Source organism: Streptomyces sp. NPDC050704 (assembly GCF_040654355.1).
Classification (GTDB): Bacteria; Actinomycetota; Actinomycetes; order Streptomycetales; family Streptomycetaceae; genus Streptomyces.
The window spans coordinates 43,155-59,387 of sequence record NZ_JBFAHW010000007.1 but is presented as its reverse complement, the minus strand read 5'-3'; the positions used below and the strand labels follow the sequence as shown (position 1 = coordinate 59,387).

Below are 16,233 nucleotides of genomic sequence, written 5' to 3'. Positions count from 1 at the left end.
CGCGGGGGCCTTGCGCGCGACACCGTGGCGGCGCCGCGGACCACTCCCCCGCCGTACGGGCCGTACGGGAGCCGGCTTTCACTCCGGGTCGGCGACGAGGACTTCCACGCCGCTGGCCTGCAGTGTGTCGAGCTGTGGCGCCGAGATGCCGGCATCGACGATGACGAGGTCGAACGCGGTGACGGGTGCGAGCTGGTAAAGGCCGCGGCGTTGGAACTTGGTGTGGTCGACCAGCAGGATTTTGCGGTCGCAGGCGTCCATCAGGGCTCGTTTCACCCCCACGGTCTCCTGGGACTGGTGGTAGCAGTGGCCGCGGGTGATGGCGGTCGTCGAGGCGAACAGCGTGTCGGCGCGCAGGCTGTTGACCGCGTCGATGGTCCGGATGCCGAGGAACGCGTCGTACGCGGGGTAGTACGCGCCGCCGAGTGAGATGAGCTCGATCCCCGGACTGCCGGCGAGCACCTGGATCACGGGGACGAAGTTGGTGATGACCGTCAGCGGTGCGCGCTGTGAGAGCAGTCCGGCGAGCGCGAGGGCGGTGGTGCTGTCGTCGACGATGAGGGACTGCCCGGGCTTGACGAGGCCAAGTGCCGCACGGGCGAGTGCGCTCTTCGCCGGCGCCATGGACTGGGTGCGGTGCCGGATGTCGCCGTGGAATGCCGTCGACGGTTGTGCGGTCGCCCCGCCGCGGACCTTCCTCAGCCACCCTTTGCCCTGCAGGTAGTCGAGATCCCGGCGGATGGTCATCGGTGTCACGCCAAGCTCGTCGGCGAGCCGCTCGATGCGGACGAAGCCTTCGTCGACGACACGGCTCTTGATCCGCTCCCGCCTCTCCCTCGGTCCTCGCCCGCCCTCGCCGGTGGCTGGATCTTGGCCTTCCCCCATGAGGTCCCCCTGTTCCCTTTCTGTTAACAGAACACATGCGGGTCGTGTCGGGCTTTCGCCTCGTCCGCTGCACGCTCTCCACCTGCAATGAGCCTGTTACAGCACGGTTTATGACGCGCTTCGCGAAGCAGCATGGCACACCGATGTTCACCCAAGCCAGGAGAACGAACAGTCAGGCTGATCAAAGGATCAGACTTCGGTGTTCAGTTCTCAGGATCCGTTGACACTCATGAACGCCGCGAGTTTCTTGTGCGTTACGTGATGGCGGCCGACCGGCAGCTACACGGTCCGCATCAAGGAGTCGAACATGAGAAGACTGGCCAGTGGTGCTCTCGTCGGCATCCTCGCCCTGGGCGCTCTCACCGCATGCGCTGAGGAACCGAGTGGCGGGAACTCCGGGACCGCCAAGGCGGACGGAGAGTCGGGCAAGGTCGCCTTCCTCATGCCCGATCTGGCCTCCACCCGCTATGAGCAGTACGACGCTCCGCTGTTCAAGAAGCGCATGGCCACGCTGTGCCCGGACTGCAAGGTGATCTACCAGAACGCCAACGGTGACGCCTCGCTTCAGCAGCAGCAGGCGAATTCCGCGATGGCCCAGGGCGCCAAGGTGATCGTGATCGACCCGGTGGACTCGGCCGGGGCGGCCACGATCGTGCAGACGGCGCAGTCCCAGGGCGTCAAGGTGGTCGCCTACGACCGACCCGTCCCGGACAAGCCCGCGGACTTCTACGTGTCGTTCGACAACGAGGCGATCGGCGAGTCCATCGCCCAGTCGCTGGTCGATCACCTGAAGGAGACCAAGGCCAAGGGCGGTGTGCTCCAGATCAACGGCTCGCCCACCGACGCGGCCGCCGGGCTGATCAAGAAGGGCGTTCACAACGCCGTCGACGACAGCGGGTTCAAACTGCTCGCCGAGTACGACACACCAGGCTGGTCACCGGAGAAGGCCCAGCAGTGGGCGAGCGGCCAGATCGCCCAGTACCGCGGCAGGATCGCCGGTGTGGTGGCCGCCAACGACGGCACCGGCGGCGGAGCGATCGCGGCGTTCAAGGCGGCGGATGTGAAGGTCCCGCCGATCACCGGCAACGACGCGGAGCTGGCAGCGATCCAGCGCATCATCGCGGGCGACCAGTACAACACCATCTCCAAGCCGATCAAGATCGTCGCCGAGGCGGCCGCGGACGTTGCCCACCAGCTGCTGCAGGGCGAGAAGCCCAAGGCGGACAAGAAGCTGTTCAACACCCCGTCGCAGCTGTTCAAGCCGACCGTCGTGACACAGAAGAACCTCAAGGAGGTCATCTTCGGCTCCGATGGAGTGCTCAAGGCGAAGGACGTGTGCACCGCGCAGTACGCCGCCGACTGCGGGCGCCTGGGCATCCAGTAGCGGTCCGAGGTCTCCGAGTCTCTGAAGTCTCTGAGGAAAGAGGGTCACGATGACAGGCACCGCGGTTACCGGTGCGGGCACGGACACCGTGTTGTCGCTCAGCGGAATCAGCAAGAACTTCGGCGCGGTCGCCGCGCTGACCGATATCGAGCTCGACGTCGCGGCCGGTGAGGTGGTCGCCATCGTCGGGGACAACGGCGCCGGCAAGTCCACCCTGGTGAAGATCCTGTCCGGGGTCTACACGCCCGACGCGGGAGAGATCTTCTTTCACGGCGAGAAGGTGTCTCTGGGCTCACCGGCCCTCGCCCATGCGATGGGCATCGCCACGGTGTTCCAGGACCTCGCCCTGTGCGAGAACCTCGACGTCAAGGCGAACCTGTTCCTGGGCCGGGAACTCCGGCCCTGGATGCTGGACGACGTCGCCATGGAAAAGCGCTCCTGGGAGTTGCTGCGACAGCTGTCGGCGAAGATCCCCACCCTCGGCGTCCCGGTGGCGGCCCTCTCGGGCGGCCAGCGCCAGACGGTCGCGATCGCCCGATCACTGCTGAGCAACCCGAAGATCGTCCTGCTCGACGAGCCGACGGCCGCCCTGGGCGTCGCACAGACGGCCGAGGTCCTCAACCTGGTCGAGCGGCTCAAGGACAGCGGACTCGGCGTCGTGATGATCAGCCACAACATGGAGGACGTCCGGGCGGTCGCCGACCGCGTCGCGGTGCTGCGGCTGGGCCGCAACAACGGTGTGTACAACGCCAGGGACGTCTCCTCCGAAGAGATCGTCGCCGCGATCACCGGTGCGACCGACAACGTGGTCTCGCGGCGAGCCGCAGGCCGAGTGCCTCCCCCGCAGGTGGCTTCCCCGCAGGTGGCTCCCCCGCAGGAAGAGAAGGAAGAGCTGTGACCATCACCGAAAACCCGGTGGCAACGGCCACCGACCTGCAGGATGAACGCCTCGTGACGCCGCAGGGCATCACCGACAGCATCAGGGCCACGATCCGCCGCGTGCGGGGCGGAGACCTGGGCATGCTGCCCGTCGTCGGCGGCATCGTGGTGATCTGGACGATCTTCCAGGTACTGAATCCGACCTTCCTGTCCAGCACCAACCTGGTGAACCTGTCCTTCGACATGGTTCCGGTGGGCGTCCTCGCGCTGGGGATCGTGTGCGTCCTGCTGGTCGGCCAGATCGACCTCTCCGTGGGATCGGTGAGCGGCGTGTCGGCCGCGGTCACGGCCGTCGTCATGGTCAAGAACGAGCAGCCCATGTGGCTGGCGGTCCTCGCGGCCGTGGCCGCCGGCTGCCTGATCGGCTGGCTCTACGGCCAGGTGCTCAACCGCTTCGGCGTGCCCAGCTTCGTGGTCACACTGGGAGGGCTGCTGGCCTTCCTCGGCGTACAGCTGTGGTTGCTGCGGGGCCAGAACGCGATCAACCTGCCCTACGACTCCACCCTGGTGAAGTTCGCCCAGCTGTGGTTCGTCCCCGACTGGATGGCGTACGCGCTGGCCGTGGTGGCCGCGGGTGGGTTCCTGGCCACCGGGTGGGTGCGGGCCCGAACCCGCCGCACGGCCGGGCTGTCGTCCTCGTCGCCGCAGTGGCTTGTCATGCAGTCGCTTCTGCTGCTGGCCGGGCTGCTGCTCGTGGTCTTCTACCTGAACCGCACCCGCGGCGTCGCCTGGATGTTCGTGTTCTTCGTCGCCCTGGTGCTGGTGATGCACTACGTGCTGTCCCGCACCAAGTTCGGACGATCGATCTACGCGGTCGGCGGCAACGCCGAGGCGTCCCGCAGGGCCGGCATCAACGTGCGGCGCGTATACACCTCGGCGTTCGTCCTGTGTTCCGGCCTGGCCGCGGTCGGCGGCATCCTGGCCGCGTCGCGACTGGCCGCGGCGAACCAGAGCACCGGTACCGGAGACGTCAACCTCAACGCCATCGCCGCGGCGGTGATCGGCGGGACCAGCCTGTTCGGCGGCCGCGGCTCGGCCATCGCCGCCCTGCTCGGCGTCCTGGTCATCCAGTCGATCTCCAGCGGTCTCACGCTGCTGAACCTCGACTCCTCCTACCGGTTCATGATCACCGGCGCGGTGCTGCTCATCGCCGTCGGCCTGGACTCCGTCGCCCGGCGCTCGCGCCAGGCACACGGTCGGGGGTGACACAGATGACTGCGATCGCCATCGACGCGGGCACCACCACCATCAAGGTGGTCGGATACGCCGACGACGGGAATGAGCTGGCGGTGAGCCGCCGGCCGACCCAGGTGATGCGACCCCGTCCCGGGTGGGCCGAGCAGGACATGGCCGAGGTCTGGGCCGCGGTCGCCGACGCCGTCCGGGAAGTCGTCGCCGCGCTTCCCGACGCACCCGGCATGGTCGCCGTCACCGCACAGGGCGACGGCGCCTGGCTGGTCGACGACCAGGAGCACCCCACCGGGCCCGCCGTGCTGTGGAACGACGGACGGGCCACCGCCCAGATCGCGGCGTGGGAGCGCGACGGGGTGGCGCGGGAGGCGTTCCGGATCAGCGGATCGCGTCTGTCCACCGGCATGCCCAACGCCGTACTGGCCTGGCTGCGCGAGAACGACCCCGACCGGGTGGCCCGGTCGAGCCACCTGCTGACCTGCGGTGGCTGGCTTCACCTGAAGCTGACGGGCGAGCCGGCCGTCGACGAGTCGGACGCCTCGGCACCGTTCATGGACATCAGGCGGCGCGCCTGGTCCGACCGGCTGTTCGAGCTCTACGGCCTTCAGTGGGCCCGGCGCCTCCTGCCCGAGCTTCGCGACGACGACCACCGAGTCACCACGATCAGCACCTCAGCAGCCGCGGAGACCGGCCTGCCCGCGGATATCCCGGTGGTGCTGGCGCCGTACGACATCTGCGCCACCGCCATCGGCGCCGGTGCGGTGACCGCAGGACAGGCGTGCTGCATCCTCGGCACCACCCTGTCCACCGAGGTCATCACGGACACGGTGGTCACCGACGAACCGGTGGGCATCACCGTGACGCTCGGGGTCCCCGGTCGCTACCTTCGCGCCTTCCCCACCATGAGCGGCGGCGACGTTCTGGAGTGGGGGGCAGGACTGCTCGGACTGACCTCGGTCACCGATCTGATGGCTCTGGCCGCACAGGGCAGCCGCGGTACGGCCGGGGTGCGGTTCATCCCCTACCTCTCCCCGGCCGGAGAGCGGGCCCCGTTCTTCGACACCACCGCGCGTGGTTCCCTGTCCGGCCTGTCCCTGGAAGCCGGCCGCGAAGATGTGGCTCGTGCGCTGGTGGAGGGAGTCACCATGACCATCCGCGACTGCCTGGCCGCGGCCCCAGGTGCACCGGACAGGCTGGCGCTCTGCGGCGGTGGCACCAGAAGCGACTTCTGGATGCGGCTGATCGCTGACGTGACCGGCCTTCCTGTGACGATTCCCGCCTCCGCGGAGGTCGGGGCCCGCGGCGCCTGGCTGACCGGCCTGGTTGCCACCGGCCGCGAGCCGGACTTCCCGACCGCCGCAGTCCGGCACGTGGAGGTCGCCGCCACGTACCAGCCCGATCTGAAGGCGTTCGACGAGTTCAGCGAGCAGTACGCCGACTTCTTGCGGCTGCGGGAGCTGAACCGGCCGATGTGGACACGCGACAGCGGACAGACACGTCCGACCCCGACCGGTGGAGTCGGCGCATGACCGCCATCGGAAATGACACCCGGCAAAGTGATGCCTGGCTGGGCATCGACCTGGGGACTCAGGGCGTACGCGTGGTCGTCGCCGCGTCCGACGGGAGTCTGCTGGGCGAGGGCTCGTGTCCGCTGACCAGCCGCCGGGAGGGCGATCGCCATGAGCAGCACCCGGAGGAGTGGTGGCGCGCGGTCCTCACGGCGATCGACCGGGCACGCGCCGCGGGTGCCGACCTGCGCCGGGTCCAGGGGGTGGCCGTGGACGCGACCTCCGGCACCATCACCATGCTGGACCGCCGTGGCCTGTGTGCGACGCCGGCCCTGATGTACGACGACGGGCGCGCCGCGGCGGAGACGGAACAGGTCAACGCCGCCGGGGAGCAGCAGTGGGCCAAGGCCGGGTACCAGCGGATGCAGCGGTCCTGGGCACTGCCCAAGCTCCGGTGGCTGCTGAACCACTATCCCCAGGCCGCAGAGAACGGCTGGCGACTGGCACATCAGAACGACGTCATCAACACCAAGCTCGTCGGGCACGAGGTACCCACAGACACCAGCAACGCGCTCAAGACCGGCGCCGACGCCGCACAGGTGACCTGGCCCGAGCCCGTTCTCGCCGCGTTGGAGATCCCCCGCGCGATGCTGCCCGACCTGGTGCTGCCCGGCACGGTCATCGGTCAGGTCTGCGCCGCGGCCGCCGCCGAGACCGGGCTCACCGAAGGCACCGCCGTCGTCGCCGGGATGACCGACGGCTGCGCGGCCCAACTGGGCTCCGGCGCGACCGCCGTCGGCAGTTGGAACTCGGTCATGGGCACCACCCTGGTCCTCAAGGGCGTCACCAAAGACCTCGTCCATGATCCGCGAGGGGTCGTCTACTCCCACCGGTCACCCTCTGGCCACTGGCTGCCCGGCGGAGCCTCCAGTGTCGGAGCCGGCCTGGTCGCACGCGAATTCGCAGGCGCCGACCTGGACATGCTCACCCGCGAGGCCGCGGCACTGCTGCCCACCGACCTGTTGCGCTATCCGCTGGTGTCCCCGGGCGAACGGTTTCCCTTCATCGCCCCGGACGCCCGCGCGTTCGGCAGCCGCGAGCCGGCCACCCGGTCCGAGTCCTTCGCCGCACTGCTGCAGGGCGCCGCCTACGTCGAACGGCTCTGCTTCGACTACGTGGACCTGCTGGGCGCTCCGACCGACGGAGCGGTCGTCCTCACCGGCGGGGCCACCCGCAACCCCCTGTGGAACCAGTTGCGAGCCGATGTACTGCAACGCCCCGTGAGCCTTCCGCGCAACGCGCAACCCGCGCTCGGCATGGCGGTGCTGGCCGCATCGAGCCGTGACGCTCTGGACAGCGTCGCCGCCACGATGGTGCGACTGGACCGGACCCTCGAACCACGCCGTTCAGAGCAAAACCCGCACGACGAGGGCTACTTCCGACTGCTCGATCTGCTTGTCCAACGCGGCTGGCTCCCCGGCGTCGTCGCGACCCACGCACGAGAAAGGACGGCACATTGAGCCTCCATGTCATCTTCGTCCGACACGGGGAGACCCTGTGGCACGCCGAAAACCGGTACGCAGGCAGCACCGACATCGCCCTCACCGAGCACGGCCACGCACAATCACGCGCGCTCGCGGACTGGGCGCAACAGGCGGACCTGACCGCGATCTTCGCCTCCCCACTCACGCGATCGCAAGAGACCGCACGCGACAGCTCGACGAGCACCGGGCTGCCCGTGAACGTGGACGACCGGCTGCGCGAACTCGACTTCGGCATCGCCGAGGGCCTCACACGCGCGGAGATGCAACAGCGGTTTCCCGACCACCTCGCGGCCTTCAAGACCGACCCGGTGACGAACCACTTCCCCAAGGGGGAGAACCCCCTGGCCGCCAGTGACCGTTATCTGGAGTTCCTCACCGACCTCCAGGCCGATCACGGCGAAGGCCGCGTCCTCGTCGTGGGCCACTCCACCGCGATCCGGCTGGCGCTCTGCCGGATACTCGGCCTGCCTCTGCGCCAGTACCGCCGGACCTTCCCGTTCCTGGCCAACTGCGCCCTGAACGAACTCGTCCTGCGTGACGGCGCGCCGTCGCTGCTGACACTGAACCGCCCCGTGACCCCAGGAGAACTCAAGTGACCACCATCCTCACCGCCGGTGACCACTTCGTCCTCAACTCCCTGCTCACCGACAGGCTCCGGCCGGCCGCACCCACCGCGACCTTCCGCGAACTCACCCTGCCCTGGCCGGTCGAACCCTTCGGAGACGTGGGCGAGGTACGGGAGGCCTCCGGCACCGAGGACCAGCTCATCGAGGCCCTCGGCGGAGTGGACATCTGCGTGACCCAGATGGCGCCGCTCACCGAACGGATCCTCGAAGCCTGCCCCGATCTGCGCCTGTTCTGTGTCAGCCGCGGCGGCCCCGTGAACGCCAACCTGGCGGCAGCCACCCGGCACGGCGTCGCGGTCTCCTTCGCCCCCGGGCGCAACGCCACCGCCACCGCCGAGCACACGGTCGCCCTCATGACGGCCGCCGCCCGGCGCGTCCCCGCCACCCACGCGGACCTCTCCGCAGGCACCTGGCGAGGCGACTACTACATGTTCGACAAGGTCGGGCCCGAGCTCGAAGGCAGCACCGTAGGCATCGTCGGATACGGCGCCATCGGCTCCCGCGTCGCCCGGATCCTCCAGGGATTCGGCGCACACGTACTCGTCGCCGACCCTTTTGTCCGTCATCCGGACGACGTGTCACCGGCCGAGGTCACCGACCTGGCGGACCTCATGCGGCGCTCCACGTTCGTCACCGTCCACGCCCGCGCGACGCCGGAAACCGAGGGCCTGATCTCCCGACAGATGATCGACCTGATGCCCGCGGGCGGCGTACTGGTCAACTGTGCCCGCGGGTCCCTCGTCGACTACGACGCCGTGTGCGACGCCCTGGACACCGGGAAGCTCTTCGGCGCGGCCTTCGACGTCTTCCCCCGCGAGCCGATCCCCGCCCACTCACGCCTGCTGACGACCCCCAACATCGTCATGACACCCCATCTGGCCGGCGCCAGCAAACAGACCGCCTTCAACGCCGCCTCCATCGTGGCCTCGGAAGTAGAAAGATTCCTGGCAGGCCGGCCGCTCGCGCACTGCGCGAATCCAGAAGTTCTGGCCCCACTCCACTGAGCTCTCACTGAACTCTCCAGAAGCGGGACTGTCTCAATGCGTGTGGTGATCAAGTCTCGTGATGTCGACGCGAGAGATAGGGACTGAAGTGGTCGGCGACGATCTCGGCCATCGCAGCGGCATCGCGGGAACCGTCGACTTCGATCACACGGATGCCGAGCCGGCGGGCGGCGCGGACGGCGTCCTCGGCGACGAGGTGATCCCGGGCGAGGCGGTTGGCCTGGGCCCGGACCGGATCGCTGACGCGGTGCCCGAGCGAGGCGGCTCGGGGTAGTTCGCGGAGCTGGTGCCGGCGGAACTCCGGTGTGGGCACCATGACGACCATCCGACGCGGTGACTCGATGATGGGCGCGACAAGTTCGGGACGGAGTCCCCAGCCCTCGGCGATGATCGGGTGGCCCGAGACGAGTGCGCGCCACTGGGCACACGCCCCGAGGCCAACTGCCGCTGGCAGTGCTCCCACCTCACCTCCTCCGCCGTCACTCCATCGGACCGAGACTGATCGCCCTGCGACGGTGGAGATTGCCTCACCTCACCTCACCTCACCTCACCTCACCTGTCGACTCTCGACCGCTCGCCTGCCATCTCGATGACCTGCGTGCGGCCGCCGACGCCGGACTGCGAACCGCGTACATTCCACGCCCGCTGGCTGATCGGGCTGCTGCTGGGGCGACCGCCAATATGGATCGCGGAACCCCGACCTGGAATGACCACGTCGGGGCCGAAGAACAAGCTCAGGCGTTCGTGCGGCGCAGGTCCGGATAGAGCGCCTCGACCGGGCCGCTCAGAGCCGCCTTGACCTGCGCGGTCAACTCGTCGGCCAGGACCTCGTATTCGTCGGCCTCAACGGCGTCGTAGACCGTCGTCACCAGCTCTGCCGGCAGCAACTTGGGGCCGTCGGCGTGCGCGGCCATAGGGGTGTCGACGTAGCCCATGTGCACCCCCGTCACGTGGACGCCCTTGGGCGCGAGGTCGATGCGCAAAGAGTTGGTGGCCGACCACAGTGCGGCCTTGGACGCGCTGTAGACGCCGCCCATGGCGTACCAGCTGGCAACGGAGTGCACGTCGACGAGGGCAGCCTCCGGCTTGGCGGCGAGGACCGGTGCGAAGGCGCGGGCGAGGAGGACGGGGCCGAAGAAGTTCGTCTCCATGTTCACCCGGATGTCTGCCTCGGTGACGTCGAGCAGGCTCGCGCTCGGCGGGATCGCGCCCGCGTTGTTGATGAGCATGGTGACATCCGGCGCGGCGGCGACGGCCGCGTCGATCGACGCGGGGTCGGTGACATCGAGCGTGAGGGGGACGATGCGTTCATCGTCCCAGGTGCGGGGGGAGCGTGCGGTGGCGTAGACCTTGGCGGCGCCACGAGCCAGGGCGTCGTGGACGAAGTGGGTACCAAGGCCGCCGTTTGCTCCGGTGACAAAGACGACTGCTCCATTGAGGGAGGGCATCGGTGTTCCTTTCCAAGGGGTATGAAGCACGGTCGGCGCGACCACTGCGCACGGATGGAGCGATGGCTCCGCGCCCTGCTGTGGGAGCATGAGCGACGGCACTTTCGAGCCGACACGTTAATGACTACTCTCATAAGTGAGCGTAGTCAGAATCTATTCCCGGAGGGCGCCGTCATGCCTGCCGCCTCCCAGCCGACAGGACGGCGCGAGCGGAATAAACAGGACAAACTGGACCGCATCATTGCCGCCGCCAGCGAGCTGTTCGCCGAACGCGGCGTCCACGAGGTCACGACCCAGCAGATCGCCGACAAGGCCGACATCGGCACCGGGACGCTGTTCCTGTACGCCAAGACCAAGGGCGAGCTCCTCCTGCTTGTACAGAACGTCAAATACGCCGAAGCGCTCGACCGGGGCCGGGCGGATGCCGAGACCATCCCAGGCGTGCTGGACGCGGTGCTGGCGATCGTCCGGCCGATCGTGGAATGCAACCGCACCCAGATCGACAACGGACGCACCTACATGCGAGAAGCAGTCTTCGGCGACCCCGAGGAGCCCCGGCACGGCGAAGCGCTGGCCATCGCCGCGCAGGCCGAGGAGGCCATCGCCGCCGTGCTGCGCCGAAACGAACGGGTCACAGAGGGCGATGCCGCGACGCTGGCACACATCGTGTCCGCCGTGATGTTCCTCAGCATGGCGACGAGCGCGAACATCGCCTTGAGCGTCGAAGAGATCGCGCAGGACATCCGAAGGCAGGTCAGCGTCCTGCTGCCTCGCTGAAACGCGGTCCGGGTTCTGCAAGTGAGCGCCCCCCAGGGGGTCATGGCATGCGATCGAGAGAACAGCCGTACGGCGTTGCGGGGTCCGGAGCGATCCCAGCGCAGACGACAGGGCTCCGGCGCCGCGTCGACCAGCGAGCGGCAGCGGTCCAGCGGCGTCACCCCGAGGCACCGCACTGGGGTGCGGGCGAGCAAAGGAGCCGCGTCGAGTCGGCGCGGCATTCCGCCAAGGTGCGAAAGAGCGGCACGTCGTGCGCGGCAGGACTGCGACGCCCTGCCGGGGTGTGTCAGACGCGCTGCCCGGCGTCCGACAGGGCGAAGGCGTTGCTTATCCCCTGATCGAGGAGCTCGTCGGCGAGTTGGCGGTCGGTCAAGGCGCGGGAAAGCTGCAGCGTTCCGGCCATCAGGCCGAGGAGGCTGAGCGCCTTCACGCGTGCGGAGGACGGGTCTTCGGGCGCCATACGGGCGGCGATGCCGTCGACGAGGACCAGTACTCCGTCGGTGTACGCCCGCTTGGTTGCGTCGGCGCAGCGCCCGATCTCGTCGAGCAGAGCGGCGTTGGGGCAGCCGTCGCCAGGGCTGTCGCGATGCCGGGGCGACAGGTAGCCCCGCACTATCTGCTCAAGTCCGGCACGGCCAGGCGCAGCCAGCGCGACAACGCTCTCGGCCTGCGCCTTCAACTGGTCGGCGATTGCCGTGGTTACGAGGTCATCTTTGGATTCGAAGTGAACGTAGAAGGCGCCGTTGGTCAGTCCCGCGTCCTTCATGAGCGCCGAGACCCCCGAGCCGTCGATACCGTCTCGCTTGAATCGGCGGCCCGCCGCCTCGACGATCCGCCGCCTTGTCTCCTGTTTGTGCTCTGTTCCGTACCGCACCACACACACTCCTTAGCCGGCCGGAAGGCCCGATGGCCCTTCACGGGCTCTCCCGGTCAATTATATTTCGATCGTAATACAATAGGCCGGGCAGCGGCAAGTGACGGCCGCCTCACCGCCGGTTGACCTCTGCGGCAAGGACGACGGGCGAGCGTCGGGCCGAATGGTGCGACACCCGTGCACACCGGCATGGGCGGCTCCCTTCGGAGTGAGTGACGACCTCGGCACCCTGGAACCAGGAAAGCTCGCCGACCTCGTGGCGGTCGACGGAAACCCCTTCCAGAACTTCGACGACCTGATCCGTACCTCGTGGGTCATGCGCGACGGCGTTGTCCACCGCCAGGACGACCTGGTCGGCACGTTCGCCGCCAGGCCGGCGGAAGACCGCACCACGGACCACACCGACTGGCTCACCGTCAGCCGGGAGCTACGCCGCGAACCCTGTTGTTCACAGCACGCCTTCGACCTCTAGGTTCGACGAAGCGGCCGTGCCGACGGCCACCGGCCGCTTGCCCCAACCAGTGGCCTGATTGTCGCTCAGGCCGTGTTTTCGCAAGTCGGGAGCCACCACTGTGTGGTCGGCGGTGAGATCGGTCGGTGCGGGCCGTCGGCAGTCGGAAGTCCGCGGTCCGCGGCCGGCCGTGGGCAGGACAAGCAGGGGGCCGGGTCCCGCTGGGACGCGGTGCAGGCGGACCCGTCCTCATGTGCCACCGGCCACTCCCCTTCGCGGAGGGAAGGACAGGCGCGTATTACTCCACGCCTCTTATGCGGCCTTCGCATTGGCCCGGCGTGCGGACCGTCCTCGTCCTCCGTGAACTCCTGTTGGGCCCGAAGCGGTTCACAGAGATCCTCGGCCGCATGCCCTCGATCGGACCGAATCGCCTCACTGACCGGCTCCGAACCCTGCGATCGCACTGTCGCCCGGGACAGAGAAGCCGTCCACCGCCGGTGAGTCCGGCCGCCTCGCGATCGACGGCGACGTCGAGGTGGTCGGTCGCCTTTTCGATGCCTTCGCCGACGCGGCCCGACGGCACACGGCAGGCAGGTCAGCCTGATCAGGGCGTCCCAGAGCCGACTGGAGCCGCACGCGGCGATCGTGAGGTCACGTGGACCTCAGGCCCCGCGCTTACGGCGGAAGGACGTCCTCCCGTTTCGTCGCACCATCGAGACAGTGGCGGCAAGACGCCCGCGGGCCAGGTCGGGTTCGAGGCCGGCGCCCAGTCGGTGCAGCTGGTCCGCGTGCCAGCCGAGGTCGAGCACACCGTCGAGTGCCTTGATGTCGGTGATCCTGCCCAGCACGCGGCGCATGCCATAGCGCATCTGATGTGCGACGACCGCCTCGGCGCGACCCGTGAGGATGACGTCCGCGGCATCAGGCGTCGTGGCGGTGGGCCGGCCGATACCGACGACGTCGCACTCGCCCCCGGCGACGGCGTCCTCCATCGCATCATGGGATCGGAAGCCTCCCGTGACCGCCAGCGGAATGTCGCCCACCAGGGCGCGCACCGTGCGGGCGTACTCCAGGAAGTAGGCCTCGCGGGCGCGCGTCGACGCCGCGGCGGAGCCCGTCATCGCCGGAGACTCATAGCTGCCGCCGCTGACCTCGATCAGGTCCAGTCCTTCCTTCGCCAGAGCCGCGACGACTGCGCGAGACTGCTCCTCGGTGAAGCCACCACGCTGGAAGTCGGCCGAGTTGAGCTTCACGGCGACGGCGAAGCCGGGTGACACCCGTGACCGGATACGGCGTACGACCTCCAGGACGAACCGCATCCGCCGCTCAGGGTCGCCGCCCCACTCGTCGTCGCGCCGGTTCGACAGCGGCGAAAGGAACTGCGACACCAGGTAGCCATGAGCTCCGTGCACCTGTACCCCGGCGAAGCCGGCCGTTTCGCACACCGCCGCCGCGGTCGCGAATCGCTCGACGATGTCCTCGATCTCCGCGGACGTCAGCTCGCGGGGCTTGGCGGCGCCGGGCAGGTTGAGCGCGACCGGGCTGGGCGCGACCGGTGTGTGCCCCAGGGCGAGCAAGTTGGCCTGGCGGCCCGGGTGGTTGAGCTGAACCCAGGTGGGGATGCCTGCGTCCTTGGTCGTCGCGGCCCATCGGGTGAGCGCGTCGATGTCGCGGTCGTCCTCTATGGCGACGTTGCCCGGCTCGCCGAGCTGGGTGCGGTCGACCATGACATTGCCGGTGATGATCAGTCCGTACCCGCCCTGGCTCCAGGTCCGGTAGAGCTGTTCGAGGCGGTGATCCGGGGCGTTGCGCTTGTCGGCGAGTGCCTCGCTCAACGCGGATTTCATGATCCGGTTCGGCAGCGCCTGACCGTTGGGCAGGGTCAGGTGGTCGGACAGGGAGGCCATGGGCGATCGTCCTTCGGTGGAATGGGTGCCTGGCGCGGCACATCGATATCGGAGAAGCGTTCGGTCGCCGCAGGCGCGACAACGCCCTGCGTGCTCAGGTGAGTTCGCGTTTGAGGATCTTGCCGGTGGGGGTCAGGGGCAGTGCGTCGACGAACTGGACGACGCGCGGGTATTTGTACGCGGCGAGCCGCTCCTTCGCCCAGGCGGCGAGTTCTTCCTCAGTCGTGCCGCTGCCGGCTTTCCTCACCACGACGGCCTTGATCTCCTGACCGTGGGATTCGTGCGGTACCCCGATGACGGCGACCAGTGAGACGGCGGGGTGCTCCATGAGCACTTCCTCGACCTCGCGCGGGTAGACGTTGAAGCCGCCGCGGATGATCATGTCTTTGGACCGGTCGACGATGAAGTAGAAGCCGTCCTCGTCCTTGCGGGCGAGGTCGCCGGAGCGGAACCAGCCCTCCCTGATCGCCTCGGCCGTCGCCTCGGGCCGTTGGTAGTAGCCCTTCATGACGTTGTGTCCCTTGATCGCGATCTCCCCGATCTCACCGGGGCCGCCCTCGGTCTCGGACCAGTCGTCACGGATCAGCTTCATCTCCACGCCCGGGATCGGCACCCCGATCGACCCGACCCGGGGCTCCTGTCCGAACCGGGAGAAGGAGGCGACCGAGGACGTCTCGGACAGGCCGTAGCCCTCCAGGATCGTGACGCCGAAGCGGTCCTCGAACTGCTTGTGGATCTCGCCGGGCAGCGCCGAGCCACCGGCCACCGCCACGCGCAGATTCGCGGCCAGCCGGGCCACGTCGACCGTGTCGTCGAGGGCGGCGAGCAGAGCCCAGTACATCGTCGGGACGCCGGCGAAGAACGTCACGTCGTGGTCGAGCATGAGACCCAGGGCCGGCCGCGCCTCGAACCTGGGCTGCATCACGATCGTGCCGCCGAAGGCGAGGGCACCGTTCTGGATCACGGTCTGGCCGAAGGCATGGAACAGCGGCAGCACGCACAGATACGTGTCGGGGCGCTCGGGGCCGGCGGCGAACAGGTCGATGCCGGCGAGCGCGTTGTCGTACACGTTGCGGTGCCGCAGCTCCGCGCCCTTGGGCCGGCCGCTCGTGCCGGACGTGTACAGGACCACCGCGGTGTCGTCCTCGTCGCGCTCGACCGTCCGGAACGTCACCGGCTGCCCGGCGACGACGGCGGCGTACGACTCCGGCGGCCCGCCACCGTCCCCGGCCCACGCCGCACCACCACCGCTCTCGATCAGGAAGAACTCGGTGCAGCCCTCGGTGGCCTGGAAGCCCTCCCACGCGCTCTGCCCGATCGGCAGCTCCGCCGTGCCCTCGAAGGCGAAGTACGCCTTCGCGTCGGAGTCGGCGAGGTGGTAGGCGACCTCGCGGGCCTTCAGCAGCACGTTCAGCGGCACGACCGCGGCCCCGGCCTTGAGGATGCCGAAGTAGACGCTGGTGAAGTGGGGCAGGTTGGGGCAGGACAGCGCGACCTTGTCTCCCGGCCGGATGCCGCGTGAGACGAGCAGGTTGGCGACCCGGTTGGCCGCGGCGTCGAGGGCGGCGTAGGTGATGCGGTCGTCACCGAAGACGATCGCGATGCGCTGCGGGTACCGGGACACGGAATCCGTCAGGATGCGTGACACGTTGCGGCTCGGGCTGTGCATGGTGCTTCTCCTGGTTCTCGGGGCGG

Annotated in this window: 15 protein-coding genes and 1 pseudogene; 10 read left to right on the top strand and 6 right to left on the bottom strand. The window is 68.7% G+C overall.

Features of this window, described 5'->3' with window-relative positions; translation table 11 throughout:
- Positions 1 to 78 precede the first annotated feature (78 nt).
- Positions 79 to 885, bottom strand: coding sequence for a DeoR/GlpR family DNA-binding transcription regulator (locus AB0I18_RS05505; protein ID WP_363104058.1), 807 nt, complete (start codon positions 883 to 885; stop codon positions 79 to 81).
- Between the two features lie 307 nt (positions 886 to 1,192).
- Between AB0I18_RS05505 and AB0I18_RS05500 the strand changes: the two genes are divergently transcribed.
- From AB0I18_RS05500 to AB0I18_RS05470, 7 genes are all read left to right on the top strand, one after another.
- A complete protein-coding gene (locus AB0I18_RS05500) occupies positions 1,193 to 2,269 on the top strand; it encodes a sugar ABC transporter substrate-binding protein (protein WP_363104057.1) in 1,077 nt (358 codons plus the stop codon).
- Between the two features lie 49 nt (positions 2,270 to 2,318).
- The gene (locus tag AB0I18_RS05495; protein WP_363104056.1) at positions 2,319 to 3,167 is read left to right on the top strand and encodes an ATP-binding cassette domain-containing protein; all 849 of its coding nucleotides are present in this window, start codon (positions 2,319 to 2,321) and stop codon (positions 3,165 to 3,167) included.
- A gap of 122 nt (positions 3,168 to 3,289) precedes the next feature.
- Positions 3,290 to 4,414, top strand: coding sequence for a sugar ABC transporter permease (locus AB0I18_RS05490; protein ID WP_363104141.1), 1,125 nt, complete (start codon positions 3,290 to 3,292; stop codon positions 4,412 to 4,414).
- 5 nt (positions 4,415 to 4,419) lie between these two features.
- A complete protein-coding gene (locus AB0I18_RS05485; RefSeq protein ID WP_363104055.1) occupies positions 4,420 to 5,928 on the top strand; it encodes an FGGY-family carbohydrate kinase in 1,509 nt (502 codons plus the stop codon).
- Positions 5,925 to 7,427, top strand: a complete 1,503-nt coding sequence (locus tag AB0I18_RS05480; RefSeq protein WP_363104054.1) for an FGGY family carbohydrate kinase — start codon at positions 5,925 to 5,927, stop codon at positions 7,425 to 7,427. Before AB0I18_RS05485 ends, AB0I18_RS05480 begins: the two co-directional genes overlap by 4 nt.
- Complete coding sequence (locus tag AB0I18_RS05475; RefSeq protein ID WP_363104053.1) at positions 7,424 to 8,047, top strand: histidine phosphatase family protein; 624 nt, start codon at positions 7,424 to 7,426, stop codon at positions 8,045 to 8,047. The genes AB0I18_RS05480 and AB0I18_RS05475 overlap by 4 nt, the downstream gene beginning before the upstream one ends.
- Positions 8,044 to 9,081 (top strand): 2-hydroxyacid dehydrogenase, encoded by a 1,038-nt coding sequence (locus AB0I18_RS05470; protein ID WP_363104052.1) that lies wholly within the window; start codon positions 8,044 to 8,046, stop codon positions 9,079 to 9,081. Before AB0I18_RS05475 ends, AB0I18_RS05470 begins: the two co-directional genes overlap by 4 nt.
- A 49-nt stretch (positions 9,082 to 9,130) precedes the next feature.
- Here the strand turns inward: AB0I18_RS05470 and AB0I18_RS05465 are convergent, their stop codons facing one another.
- Both AB0I18_RS05465 and AB0I18_RS05460 read right to left on the bottom strand, forming a co-directional pair.
- Positions 9,131 to 9,544, bottom strand: coding sequence for a hypothetical protein (locus AB0I18_RS05465; protein ID WP_363104051.1), 414 nt, complete (start codon positions 9,542 to 9,544; stop codon positions 9,131 to 9,133).
- A gap of 271 nt (positions 9,545 to 9,815) precedes the next feature.
- Entirely contained in the window at positions 9,816 to 10,529 is a 714-nt protein-coding gene (locus tag AB0I18_RS05460; RefSeq protein WP_363104050.1) for an SDR family oxidoreductase, read from the bottom strand.
- A gap of 174 nt (positions 10,530 to 10,703) precedes the next feature.
- On the opposite strand from AB0I18_RS05460, the gene AB0I18_RS05455 reads away from it, so the two are divergent.
- Complete coding sequence (locus AB0I18_RS05455; RefSeq protein WP_363104049.1) at positions 10,704 to 11,306, top strand: helix-turn-helix domain-containing protein; 603 nt, start codon at positions 10,704 to 10,706, stop codon at positions 11,304 to 11,306.
- Positions 11,307 to 11,592: 286 nt separating this feature from the next.
- Here AB0I18_RS05455 and AB0I18_RS05450 read toward each other — a convergent pair whose 3' ends face one another.
- Positions 11,593 to 12,183 (bottom strand): TetR/AcrR family transcriptional regulator, encoded by a 591-nt coding sequence (locus AB0I18_RS05450; RefSeq protein ID WP_363104048.1) that lies wholly within the window; start codon positions 12,181 to 12,183, stop codon positions 11,593 to 11,595.
- Between the two features lie 205 nt (positions 12,184 to 12,388).
- Here AB0I18_RS05450 and AB0I18_RS05445 point away from each other — a divergent pair, with 205 nt between their 5' ends.
- Complete coding sequence (locus AB0I18_RS05445) at positions 12,389 to 12,652, top strand: hypothetical protein (RefSeq protein ID WP_363104047.1); 264 nt, start codon at positions 12,389 to 12,391, stop codon at positions 12,650 to 12,652.
- 230 nt (positions 12,653 to 12,882) lie between these two features.
- Positions 12,883 to 13,080, top strand: a pseudogene (locus AB0I18_RS05440) (winged helix-turn-helix transcriptional regulator); the annotation flags it as partial.
- Positions 13,081 to 13,293: 213 nt separating this feature from the next.
- Here the strand turns inward: AB0I18_RS05440 and AB0I18_RS05435 are convergent.
- On the bottom strand, positions 13,294 to 14,538 hold the full coding sequence (locus tag AB0I18_RS05435) for an NADH:flavin oxidoreductase/NADH oxidase family protein (protein WP_363104046.1): 1,245 nt from the start codon (positions 14,536 to 14,538) through the stop codon (positions 13,294 to 13,296).
- 94 nt (positions 14,539 to 14,632) lie between these two features.
- Positions 14,633 to 16,207, bottom strand: a complete 1,575-nt coding sequence (locus tag AB0I18_RS05430) for a long-chain fatty acid--CoA ligase (protein WP_363104045.1) — start codon at positions 16,205 to 16,207, stop codon at positions 14,633 to 14,635.
- Positions 16,208 to 16,233: the final 26 nt, after the last annotated feature.